Raw genomic sequence first — 12,750 nt, 5'->3', positions numbered from 1 at the left:
TACATCACTAAATAAACTAGAAACAGGTAATAAACGCCATTGTACTCCTGTTTTAAGTTTATATAAAATTGCATTAACCACTTCTGTTAGAGATGATTTAGTCTTAAATCCTCTTTTTGCAGTTGGCAAATGCGGTATTATTTCAGATTCAATGATATCTTTGTCAAGTACGCAGTACATAATGAAGGTTGTAGGTTAATATTTATGTTTGGCGACACAAATATCTACAACCTTTTTTTTAATTGTACAAGATATTTAAAAAAGGCTGTACAGCTTCATTGTATTATAAGTAGTAACTAGAGTTGAATTATTATTTTTGATAATAACTTTGATAAGTTTTACTTTGTGGGTGTATAATTGAACTAAAAGATAAAGGAATGGCTAACAGGAATTTGATTCGATTTGATTGGGCAATGAAACGCCTTTTGAGAAATAAAGCTGATTATACTGTTTTAGAAGGTTTTCTTTCTGAATTAATGAAAGAAGATATAATAATTGAGAGTATTCTTGAAAGCGAGAGTAATCAACAAATCGAAATCGACAAATATAATAGAGTCGATATTCTTGTGAAGAATGCCAAGGGAGAACTTGTTATCATTGAGGTGCAAAACCAATTGGAATATGATTATTTCCAACGTATGATTTATGGTTCTTCTAAAGCTGTAACTGAATATATTTCTTTAGGTGAATCTTATAAACAAGTCAAAAAAGTATATTCTGTCAATATTGTCTATTTTGACCTAGGTCAAGGTGAAGATTATGTTTATCATGGGAAAACGCATTTTTTAGGTATTCATAAAAAGGATAGCTTGGAATTATCAGCAAAACAAAAAATGCTAATGGGAAGTAACGTAACACCCTCTGATTTATTTCCAGAGTATTATGTCATTAAAGTAAATCAGTTTGATGATGTGGCTCGAGATACTTTGGATGAGTGGATTTATTATTTCAAAAACAATGAAATTAAAGAAGAATTCAAGGCTAAAGGATTACTTCAAGCAAAAGAACTACTCCGTGTAGATCAACTATCTGAAGATGAACAAGCAAAATATAAATTACACCTAAAGAATTTAAGAGATGAAGCAAGCCGACTTTTTACTCTAAAAGCTGATGCAGAATTTAAATTAATTGAAGAACGAAATATTGCTATTGCAAAAGGATTAAAGAAAGACGGAGTTCCTTATGAAATAATAGCTAAAAATACAGGATTAACGATTCCTCAGATTGAATCACTTTAATCAAAAAAAATAACCCCATCATTAAAACAAAAAGATAGATTTAATGATGGGGTATGTATTATAAAACACTAAAACTCTTACTCACCAACAAATTCCCCTCTTCATCAAAAGCACTCATCTTATATTCCCCTTCAATCAACTCTTCTTCACTTTCAAAATGCCACCCCAAGAAAATATTTGAATTGCTTAATCCGTTTTGCCTCCATGAAGATTGAGTGTATGAAATCTCTCCATTCTCATCTTTAATTGGATGATCAATGCGAACCATATGCTGACAAACCTTTGGAGCCTTATCATGATTTTTCACTGTAAATCGTAAACCGATATACTGATTGATTTTCGCTGAAATTTGATCAGTTTCTTCCATCAAAACAGGTTCATTTGCTATTTTACGTTCTGTACCTTCATCAGTATTTCCTAGCATCTTATAGATACCAAAATCCACGATAACGTAATCAATGACCTTCTCTTTTAATTGATATTTCTCAATCAACATCTTCACATGTTCTTTGATTTTAGTAGAGCTACTATTTTCCAAAGAAATGATATATTGATAATACATCGGTAGATGGGCCATGATGGAAAGCATTGGGATTTTAATCTCCGTTTTTTCACTTTCTATTAATGGAACACCATTCGTTTGTTTAAATATCTGTAGATAAATATTCGGATTTAAAAGTTTGGTTTGAGATAAAAAGTACCTGAAGATAGTTACATAATCTACCTTACTTATTTCTAGTAATTCGAAGTATTCTTGAGGTGATTTTTTTAAGTCTAGAGCCAAAGCCTCCTCAGAAATACAGCCTAGTAAGTAGAGAACCCTTTTTTGTAGAGCATCTGGAAGGTGATCAAAAAGGTCTTTGATTGAAGTTTCTGAATAATCATCTTCTTGATTAAATCTCCATTTATCAATTCCATATTGACCAATTAGCTCCACCTTTTCTTTGTCCCCGCCGAAAAGTAAAAATGATTTGATACTGTTTCGCCATATCTCTTCATAATTGAATCTTATGTCAAAAGAGAGTAATTCCTTTAAATAATCTGCAGGGCAGTTTTGGTCTATAATAATACAATGTGTGTGTGCGGAATAAATATTCTCTTGATCAAACCCTTGTTGTAACAATGATAACACTCGCTCACCATAAATAGGATTGTATTCTTCTCCATTTTTTTGAAGGATAATATAACGCCACCCTTTGATCTTCCATAATTCCTCTTGAGCCTCCTTTGGGTTCAGCTCATTCTCATGTTTGACTTTGATATCTTTTAAAATGGTTTGCATAAACTCTTTATGATGTTGCCAAGCGTCCCATTTGATGTGTTCACAAAAAAGATTTTCCCCTTCAAGTCTATTCTTTAAATAGATAGGGTAGTCATTGAAAATGAATTCTTTTTGGAGTTTACGATCAAAGTATTCTACAATAGACTTTTTGTAGTTCACTTCTAAAGGTGCATCTCCAATCACCTTTTTTGCTTCAGCCAATAATTTGTTTTGAAGTCTAAAAGGTAGTCTTTGAATTCCTTTCGTAAGATTGGATTGAGTAGGTGTACACTCACATTTTATACTGAAAGCCATGTTTCTTGTACCCTGCCAAATGCACAATATTTCTTTGTACTCAATACTATCTTCAGGATTTGAAGAATGGTAAAACTGTTCCATTGCATAGCCCCAATAACCTTCTTCTGTAAGACCAAATTGGACCAATATATCGAGCATATTCAAAAACTGCTGAGGAGTGTCGTATCGATAGGGATGTTCTTTGTAAACCTTGTCTAGGAAATGCACTGTTTTTACAGGTGCAATTTGAAAGGCCGATCTCAATACAAAACGTAAAGCCTTAATTTGATGGGTTTCTTCTTCAAAAATATAATGAATAGCCACTAATAGCTTTTGTGTTTTATCCGAAAAATTATCCATCCAATCAATATGAGATTGCTCCTTAGAGATAGGACTGTCTTCCTCTATTTTCAGGTGTTTTTCTAACAATTGAGTAGTCTCAATGCCTAAGTTTTCAGACTTTAAATGGTCAATAAAATGATGGTAATCATTTGCTAAAGTTTCATATTCCAGTCTTTGTTCTTCTTGATAATAATCAGGTGTTTTCTGAACTTCTCCTTTATCAAAAATTAAATCAGAGAAAGTCATAGATCGAGTCAAATCGCTCACTACTGAATCATATAAGTGCTTTTCAATGAAATCAATAGCATCTATAGTCAACTCATCTTGATATTTCTTTTTTCTATCATTATGAACTAAATATGAGGCAAGCACTAATACTTCTACATTGCCATAACTTTTTCGTGAACGACTCTTCTTTTGATTAAATAATGATTGATTTAAAAGTGAAATTGCCTCTGGACGATTTTCTTCGATTAATAAATAACCTTTCTCCAGTTGTTCTCTTGTAACAGTACTCGAATAGCCACCAAATTCGTTTAATACAAACTCAAGTTCTGAAAACCAATGCGCTTTATATCTCGATTGAAACTCTGACTCAGAACAAATCTGATGCTTTGCTATAATTGCTTTTGTATCATTTTCAAAAGGCTTTCTATTTAACCATCTAAAAATAAGATCTAAGAGTCGAAGAGCCATTTGTTTTTCAGCGTTTTTGATGTTTCCTTTTTTTCTCCAATGAATAAAGTGTGCCTTTAATACTCGATCAAGGTCTTCATATAAATCACCATTACTATGAATGTATTCTTGCTCAAACAGTAAGATCAAATCAGCATCATGATCATCAATTTTTTGATACAGATCAATGGCTTCAACTTCAGAAAAATCAAACACCTGCTCACCCGTTTTGATGTAGTTCCAAATTTGTATTCCATTAGAAAAGGAGTCCAGAATAAAAGGTTTCCAGCATCCTTCCAAATCAGTTTTAGGTGCTCGTTTTTCTTTGATGGATTGAAGGTAGGCTACATATTCTTTGTGACTAGGTACAATAGGTTGCTGATTTATGTCTTCAATGTATTTTGTGATTTCATCAATTTCCTCTCTAGCCGATTTATGAACAAAAGTGTGCTCTAGGTACTCTTCTTCATCAAAATCATCTCCCTCTTCCGGATGATGAACCATTAGTAGTTCAATGACGATTTCTTTGATTGGATTTTTGACATAATAACGTTCATCATCAGTATGCTGTAAAAATGGGAGAGTCTTAAATCTTTCTGCTAAAGTATTCTCGAAAAAATCATAAGAGGAAGGATCATTTCTGAAATGAGTGATTAAATCAAAATTACATTCATCCTCATCAATTAAATCTCCATAGATATCAAACCCGAGCATCACTTTTCTTGCAGAACTGTTGTCACAGTAACAGTAAGCTTTAATGGTATTTGAATTAATGCTAAATTGATCACTCCATGAAGAAAGTGATTCAAGGGAATCAGGCATATGTTCATCATCCCAATAAGGAATAAAAAAGCTTCCCAACAGATAACCGTATTTTGGATAAACTGACGTAAATAGCATCAACCATTCTAAAGCAAAAGGTTCTTCACAATTGATCCACATTTCAGAAGAATCATTCGTTTCCCTTGAGAATGTTACCACATCTTCTGCCACTGATTTTACAACTTTTTCTAGCTCTGGAAATCGTAACGCATTGGCAAAGAATAGTGTCTCGGTCAACATTGAATCTTCTAAGTTTTCAGTTGCTGTACCGTACTTTGACTTTACAAGTTTATTCAATTTGGCATGCTCCGCAAATACGTCTTTTGTAATTGCTTCTGAAGGTTTGAATTGAATCACACAATAGTCGTCCCTAAATCCTCTTTTTGAAAGGACCAAGTTTGCATACTTTTTTGATGCATCGATAATGGATTCTATATCATGTGGATTATAATCTAGGACATATTTTGCCTCGTATTCTTCGTACATTTAAATAGAGTAATAAATTGAGGCGTAGAGAAATACGCCTCATGATTAGAATTTAGTTATTTGTTGGATGTCTTCTAAAAATCTCTTGATTTAATAGGTCCTACATTCCATATCCTCTTTACAGTCTTCACTAACCCTCAAACCCTGAAGTGCTTCTTCTGACATGAAAAAGCTGAAAAGTTCACTTTCATTACGAAAGAAATGGATCTCATCTAGTTCAGGTTGCCCTTCAAGAATAAAAGTATTTTCATCAGAACTATCAGATTGTAAACTGTCTTCAGAAAGGCTGAAATTCATATAGGCATGACTTACTGTATCAACAATATCTCCATCTCTATCTTCCACTTTGGCAGGGGTGAGTTCGCAACCAACATAGAAGTGGATATTCTGCTTTAGCCTTCCATAATCAAATACAAAAAGATTAATATACGGTGTGAAATTGATCAACATTTCAGGTTCACAACCAAACATTCTTTGCGTTGCATCATCATAGAAATTGGACCAGTTCTCTTGATTTATTTTGATTATTTTTCTCATTTGGATATTTAGTTTGATGTTACCACTTCTAGTTTTTCTAGGATTTCCGAACCAATAATTTCTTGTAGTTCATCTCTGATCACTTTCTTAAATATTAAATTGGAAGTTTGCTTTTCAATAGTGAAAATGAGGGTGTTTTGATGAACTTCTGTTTCCTCCGAAACAAAATAAATAGTGGGTTTTATAAGGTAATAAGGAATCGATTTACCTTCCGAAGTATTGATGACGGCAGGGATGAAGAAACACCCAAATGGATGATGTTTTCCAATTGCTTTTACTACTTTTTCAGAAGCCAAAACATAATCACAAATAATGATATCGTTAAGGTCACCTTCCGTTACTCCATAACCATCAAATTCAACAGCTTTATTTGGTACAATGGGTTGATTATTTCTTAATAATTGCTCTCCTTCCTCTATAACAATTCCTTCTGTTTTTGGACTGCAGAAAGTGTAGTAGCCATCACTTTGCTCTTCCTCATTATGATCTTGTTTAAGTTGAGTAAGCACTTCAGATTCTATCAAAAATGACTTTTCAGCGATAAGATTTCTTCGCCAATCATAGATCTTAAAACTATACTCACCAGAGATTAATTCATCAGCAGTCTCAAAAGTCCAACCTGCAAAAATTGCTTGTCCATTCTTTCCTTGTTGTGTCCATTCACTGCGTTCCGATGTTTTGATACCATCTTTTATAATTGGATGTTGAACATGTACAGTGTGATTTATAATATCTCTATCATCATTTTTGCCGACGACAAAACGAAGACCAAATGTAGTTCCTATAATAGCAACAATCTTATCAGTTTGGTTTTGAAGTTTTATTTCAGAGGCAGAATAATCGTATACCCCAAAGTCATAGAGGTTTTCACATTCTTCTACTATTGGTTCCTGTATCTTGAGTTTTTGAAGAATATGACGTGCTTTGTCTTTAATTTTTCTAGAAGAATCATCTTTAAAAAGACCTACAAGCTGTTCTGCACCTGATTGGTCTTTAAAATGATCGATCAGACTATTCTTTCTAGATTTATTCAATTCAGAAACAACATCATCCAACTCACCTCTTCTTCCAAGTTTTCCTAGATAATCACCATAAGCTTTTTCCTCCTGATCAATACAGTATTTAATCAAACGGATTTTATCAGCACCTAACGAAAAAATTCTATTGATATAGTAGGCATGTGCTTGCTCTTTTATTTCATCATCTTTAAAGTCAGGATCAATGATATCTTTGAATTTAAGTTGTCCTTCTCTAACTAACTTTTCCTTATAACCTCTTTCTAAACCATTAAACAAAATGGAGAAAGAGGCAGAAGTGCCATTCGATAATAATTTAATCAGGCGGTCTTGTTTACTTTCGTGAAGTCCCCAGAAAAACTGTTCAAAAGAATAAGACTTATAGCTGTCCACATAAGTATTGAATTTCTTGCCTTTAATTTTTGACCAGAAAAGAGGAGCAAAAGTATTGAGATTCAAATTGCCTTCTATGTAGCCTTTCATTTTAGCGACCATATCAGAAACACCTTCTTTGGAATCTTCTTTCCAGTTTAATGTGAAAAAGACATGCAGATAATCATGAAATAAACTTTCCGTTTCCTTGTCAAAATTATACTCCTCATCAGAAGCAGACAGATCACGATGGAATTGAACTACATTAATGTCATCTGCATATTTCAAGCCCTCTTTCAATTGTTCAACTCTGTAATGAAGTGTATCAAACATTGCATCGTTTTTATCCATTTTCTGGACCATTTTAAATGCATTAATCCAAGGTAAATACCTTTTGAGGTCTTTTACAGTGCCTTTTCCATAACTATTTTGAGATTTGACGATTTCAAATGCAAATATTAGAGAATCGGGAACACTTACTTCAGAGAGAGATTGGAAGAACGCTTTTTCTTTTTGAGGTGATTCAAATTCCAAATCACCATAAGAGGAAGAGGCAGTTTTAAGTATTTTATTTAATACCCAAAAAGGAGAAAGTGCCAACATCAAGTTCCAAAATCTTTTAGCTCTTGGATCATCTTTAGAGTAAGAAAGCGTTTGAGCCCAGAAAGAGAAAATTAGAACCTTTGATATATTATCATCGAATCTTAAGATGTAATAACTTTTTTGTGTTTTTGAAAAATGATGTACTCTAGCCCCATTATGCTCTTCTTCATAAGGAACAAGTGTATCATTTAACAGTGTCATCATTTCCTCTTGACTTAGTAGAGGAGTATCTACAGAAGTGATATAATTGTTGATTTTCTCTTTGGTATCTTCAGAAATAGGATCTGAAAAACGATCTCTTTCAGTAAAAATAGAAGCTACTTTTTCCCACTGAAATGCCTGTAAATATTCTTTTAGTTGTAAGGTGTGTTGATCTTCGATTCCGTTTTGCTCATCCATTTTTAGCATATAGCTGGCGAGGGCAATATCACCCGCATTATGCTTACCTAAATGATCGGTATTATAACATCCTCTTGATGTAGAAAGACAATAATCTAGTTTTTTTAATAGATCAGTATCAATTGAATCTCTATCATAAGGAGTGGAGAACTCTTCTACAATAGAGGCCATTTGTTTCACCATAAGCGGAGGTAATTTTCCATTTTCTGCATAATTTTCCTCGCTATATCGATCATAAAATTCGGCAGTGGAGAGACAATACTCTTCCTTATCTTCAATGATACGCTCACATAAATCATCCACAAAAGTAGGTTTACCCAATAACACATAGAAGACATCCAACACTCTGAGTAGTTGCTGATATCTTACTTTACCTCTATGTTCAGGAAGTGGATTGAATGCTTGAGGGATATCATCTGCGTAAAGAGATTCATCATTAAATAATGTAAGATCATCAATGATTTCTCGTAGACAATGATCCATTTCATCCACCAACCCTTTGTTTTTATTCAATGGGTTACAATCATCTTCAAGATCTACACCAGGGAGGTGATAACTTATTTTGTGATAAAGTGCAGGACTACTTTTCAATGCCAATCCCATCACATCCACTTTTTCAAATGAATTAATAAGCTCAGCATTCTCTCCATTCTCCACATACTGCCATATTTGAGCACCATTTTCTAAGGCCATTACAAACGCCCTAAAATCCATAATACCTTCACCAGGAGTATAGGTATCTTTGTCAGTATATTGTCTTGCCTCTTTTTCTAGTTCTCCCTCACCATCTAATCGCATTAATGGCTGATCAGTACTGTTGGCAATGGCATTGTAAAGGTCTGTTGCCTCGTTTTCTATTGTATCAGAAATAAAGAATTCGGAGATAAATTCGTTCTCCTCATCGTGGATAGCATCTATACTTGCATTTAATGTATAATAAAGGCTTAATACGGGATTTTCACTATTATCTTCCCCTTTATAATACAACATAGGTTCATCTAATAACCTCTCTTTTATACTTTCTTTGAACCAAGTATATTCTTCTTGGTTTTCTTTTAAGAAATCAAATAAAGTAGGATTTTCATCTTGTGGGAGATTGCCATGATAATACCCTATTCTCATCATTCCAGCCCTGAAATTAGGGTTGTCACAATACAAATAGGCTTTGATTAATGGACGAGTCCAGCCGTGTTGTTTCACTAATTCAAAGAGGTAGCAATCATAGTCACATGTATAACGTTCATCCCAATATGGAATAAGGTATTGTGCCAAAATATATGCATAATTGAGATCATGACAAGCTAAAATATACAAGGCAACAGCACCATAAGCATTGGCATTGTAGGTCCACATTGACTCACTATTGTTATAATGACGGCTGATTTCTGCAATTCCTTTTGCTGTTTTTATTACCTCTTCTTTGAGTTCTTCGTGTTCCAAAGCAAGAGAAAACAATAGAGGTTCAGAGAGGAGTGAAGCTTCAAAATCATCTCTATATGAATCTTCTTGTTTCATTTGATCAAAAGAAGGACTTCGTACAGCAAATGCTTTTTTGAAGGTTTCAAAATCTTTTATATCTGATGTTTTCAGGTTTCTTGGTTCATCGCCAGAGTTTTCCATAAATTTCACATCCATTTCCATGTGAAATCCTTTATTCGAGATAGCCGTTCGGTTATTTAGTACTACTTGATATTTCTGTAGAGCATTTTTGATTGATGCAACGTTATCTTTCTGTAGGTAGATAACTTGGTTTTTGGTGTATTCTCCCACTGTAATTTATTTTTCAGATGTTATTTATTTAATGTGAGAGTGAATTTATACTGTTATCTACGGTAGTGAAATTATAATTGATAAGTGTATTTCAAAAATTGATAAGTGCATAATCACTTTATAACATTGTAAACGGTATAGTGTAATGTCAATAACTCATAACATATTTTTTAATGAAAAATTAGGCACGGATATTCGTTTCTTAAATACCATGAACTAGGGAAAAGATTGAAGAGATAAATGCTATATGAAGATTTTTTTAACTGTACTGCACTTATTTTTTGTATTGAGTTTATCGGCACAAACCTTAAGTGATTCTCAATTTGAAGCACTAAATGATAGTATAAGAAAAGGGGTAGCGAATGAAGATATAATTCGCAAGATTGACAGTTTATTTCAAATCAAAGAAAACACAGAACAAGATCAGGCTAGATTACATTATTTGAAGGGAATCTATAATATGGGTTTTGATAAAAATGAAGAAGTACTTTTTCATTTGAAAAAAGCCTTAACCTATTTCATTGATGCTGGCGACTTGACTTTTGAGGCACGTATTCGCTTGACTTTGTCAAGAATATATGCCGATGATAACCTTTTTGTAGAATCAAGTAAAGAATTGTTCAAAGCAAAGAATAATGCAATTAAGGTAAATGATAATGAGCTGACTGCTAAGATCATTGAGAGTCTAGCACATTTATATTATAAAAATGGAGATGTTGATCAATCATTAATAGAGTTAGAAAAAGTTATTCCTTATTATGTTGAATTTGATGATAGCGTAAAGCTTTCTAGGCTTTTTAATAATCTTGCTGTATTGTATAAAAATCAAGGTTCTTATCAGAAAGCAATTGCTCATAATATCAGATCAATGGAATATGGAGTTTCTTACAATAACAAATGGGAAGTTTCACAATCTTATAATAACATTGGGACCAACTACCTCAATCTCTTCTTGGAGACGGATAGTTTGTATTATGCTGACATTGCAATTTGGTATTACAATAAATCAGCTAACTTAAAAAAGTTATATCCTCATAAGTGGAATAATGCCTTAACAAATCTAGAAGAGGTGTACAATGCAATGGGAGAAGGAGACCTTGCGGAAAAGTATGATAAAGAACTGCTCAAGCATACATATAATGATCCGAAATACATGAAGGTGATTTATGGTAAGAGTTTGAAGTATGCTATAAAAAGCAAGCAAACCCAAAAGGCATTAATGTATTATGCTAAGTTGGATTCAGTGGAGGAAATTCTGAAAGAAAAGATTTCTTATGATTTTCAACAAATGCTTAGCACACAAGATCTGCTTTATGAAACAGAAAGGGAGAAAGAAAGAATTAAGCTAGAAGAGGAGGAGAAAAGGCTCGCTTCTGAAAGGGAATCAGAGAGAGTAATCTTAACGCTAACGGGGATCACTGTGATTGTTGTAATCTTATTTTTACTGTTTTTACTGTATTATAAAAATAGTAAACACAAAAATGAACAAGAACGTACGCATCTGAAAAATACAATTTTAAGAAATCAGATGAACCCACATTTTATTTTCAATGTACTTACTGCAATACAAAATACATTGTTTGATAATGACCCTTTGACCACTTCTTCATATATCTCACGTTTTTCAAAGTTGATCCGACAAAACTTCGATCTAACACATAAAGAAAAAGTAAGTTTGTCAGAAGATTTAAGTGCATTGACCAATTATATAGAAACTCAACGTATTCGTTTTGGACATAAATTTAATTATAGAATCTCAGTAGAAGAGCAAGTGGATTTGGAGCATTCAGAAATACCTCCGATGATGCTACAGCCACTTTGTGAAAATGCCATTGAACACGGGCTTCGTAAAATCAAGAAAGATGGATTTTTAGAAGTGAAAGTGACTAAAAATGAGGAGAAATTAAATTTTGAAGTCATTGATAATGGCATTGGTCTTCAAGGCGTTTCCGAAGATAAAAAAGAACATTCACTTTCTGTATTAAAAGCTCGATTGGCGATTATGGGTCATGGCGATGAGCATACACTTTCAATTAATAATAGAGATGACAGCACTGGAGCTGTTGTCAGCTTTTCACTCACACTAAACTAAAGGACATGTATAAAATAGTAATAATAGAAGATGAGTTCAACGCTCAAGAGGCATTAAGTAAGATGCTCAAATTGCTTTTTAGATCCATTGAAATAGTAGGTGCTTTTCCTTCCATTCAAGAGGGGGTTCATTTCTTAAATCGAAATAAGGAGGTTGATCTTATCTTTTTGGATGTAGAGTTAGAGGATGGAAATAGTTTTGAGCTCTTGCGTCAATTATCTTCTGTAGATTTTAAAATCATTTTTACCACTGGCCTAGAAAATTATGCTATTGATGCTATTAAACATAATGCCGTTGATTACCTGTTAAAACCCATCGATCCGAATGAGTTGAAAGTTGCTGTCGATAAAGCATTTACTCAAATAGAGGAAAAGAAAAAAGCGACTGCTATCATCTCACAGTTTGAGGAAGAACAGAAGGAAAAAGAACAAAAAATTATCGTTAAAACAGCTGATAATACCCATTTTATTGAAGTTAATTCTATTATACTTTTTGAATCTGAAGGGGCTTATACCAAGATTGTCTGTCAAGATCAGACCATACTAGCCTCAAAGCATTTAAAGTATTTTGAGAACATAGAAGAGTTACATTCATTTATTAGAGTGCATCATTCTTTCTTAATCAATCCTTCTCATGTGATCAATATTTCCAAAACAGGAATAGTATTGACGGATGGTTACTCAGCAAAAGTTTCTACTAGAAAATACTCTCAGGTTATACATCAATTGAAGGAGGTTTAATCCAATTTAACCCGTTATAAGAATACAAAGTTGATCATTTATTAAATATAATTCCACATTTATCAATTGCTTTTGTGTCGCAATGATCAGTCCTTCTATT

General features: G+C 33.1%; 7 protein-coding genes. 3 read left to right on the top strand and 4 right to left on the bottom strand.

Annotation, left to right across the window (positions count from 1 at the left end; genetic code table 11):
• A partial coding sequence (locus HHU12_RS21110; protein WP_169658724.1) for a transposase occupies positions 1-180 on the bottom strand: 180 nt, incomplete at its 3' end.
• 197 nt (positions 181-377) lie between these two features.
• Here HHU12_RS21110 and HHU12_RS21105 point away from each other — a divergent pair.
• Entirely contained in the window at positions 378-1,238 is an 861-nt protein-coding gene (locus tag HHU12_RS21105; RefSeq protein ID WP_169658723.1) for an Rpn family recombination-promoting nuclease/putative transposase, read from the top strand.
• A 58-nt stretch (positions 1,239-1,296) separates the two neighbouring features.
• On the opposite strand, the gene HHU12_RS21100 is transcribed toward HHU12_RS21105, so the two are convergent.
• The 3 genes from HHU12_RS21100 to HHU12_RS35845 all read right to left on the bottom strand — a co-directional run bounded on the left by HHU12_RS21100 (position 1,297) and on the right by HHU12_RS35845 (position 9,818).
• Positions 1,297-5,121, bottom strand: a complete 3,825-nt coding sequence (locus HHU12_RS21100) for a DUF3859 domain-containing protein (RefSeq protein ID WP_169658722.1) — start codon at positions 5,119-5,121, stop codon at positions 1,297-1,299.
• Positions 5,122-5,211: 90 nt separating this feature from the next.
• Entirely contained in the window at positions 5,212-5,658 is a 447-nt protein-coding gene (locus HHU12_RS21095) for a hypothetical protein (RefSeq protein WP_169658721.1), read from the bottom strand.
• Between the two features lie 8 nt (positions 5,659-5,666).
• Positions 5,667-9,818, bottom strand: a complete 4,152-nt coding sequence (locus HHU12_RS35845; RefSeq protein WP_169658720.1) for a DUF3859 domain-containing protein — start codon at positions 9,816-9,818, stop codon at positions 5,667-5,669.
• Positions 9,819-10,065: 247 nt separating this feature from the next.
• Between HHU12_RS35845 and HHU12_RS21085 the strand changes: the two genes are divergently transcribed.
• Together HHU12_RS21085 and HHU12_RS21080 are read left to right on the top strand one after the other, a co-directional pair.
• Entirely contained in the window at positions 10,066-11,910 is a 1,845-nt protein-coding gene (locus HHU12_RS21085; RefSeq protein ID WP_169658719.1) for a histidine kinase, read from the top strand.
• Positions 11,911-11,915: 5 nt separating this feature from the next.
• Positions 11,916-12,650, top strand: a complete 735-nt coding sequence (locus tag HHU12_RS21080; protein WP_169658718.1) for a LytR/AlgR family response regulator transcription factor — start codon at positions 11,916-11,918, stop codon at positions 12,648-12,650.
• Positions 12,651-12,750: the final 100 nt, after the last annotated feature.

Source organism: Flammeovirga aprica JL-4 (assembly GCF_012844305.1).
Lineage (GTDB): Bacteria > Bacteroidota > Bacteroidia > Cytophagales > Flammeovirgaceae > Flammeovirga > Flammeovirga aprica.
This window is presented reverse-complemented; position numbering and strand designations above follow the sequence as displayed.

Bases quoted from the DNA above. Each gene is read 5' to 3' on its own strand.
- HHU12_RS21100 (WP_169658722.1), bottom strand. From the start codon at position 5,121: ATGTACGAAGAATACGAGGCAAAATATGTCCTAGATTATAATCCACAT.
- HHU12_RS21080 (WP_169658718.1), top strand. From the start codon at position 11,916: ATGTATAAAATAGTAATAATAGAAGATGAGTTCAACGCTCAAGAGGCA.
- HHU12_RS21085 (WP_169658719.1), top strand. From the start codon at position 10,066: ATGAAGATTTTTTTAACTGTACTGCACTTATTTTTTGTATTGAGTTTA.
- HHU12_RS21095 (WP_169658721.1), bottom strand. From the start codon at position 5,658: ATGAGAAAAATAATCAAAATAAATCAAGAGAACTGGTCCAATTTCTAT.
- HHU12_RS21105 (WP_169658723.1), top strand. From the start codon at position 378: ATGGCTAACAGGAATTTGATTCGATTTGATTGGGCAATGAAACGCCTT.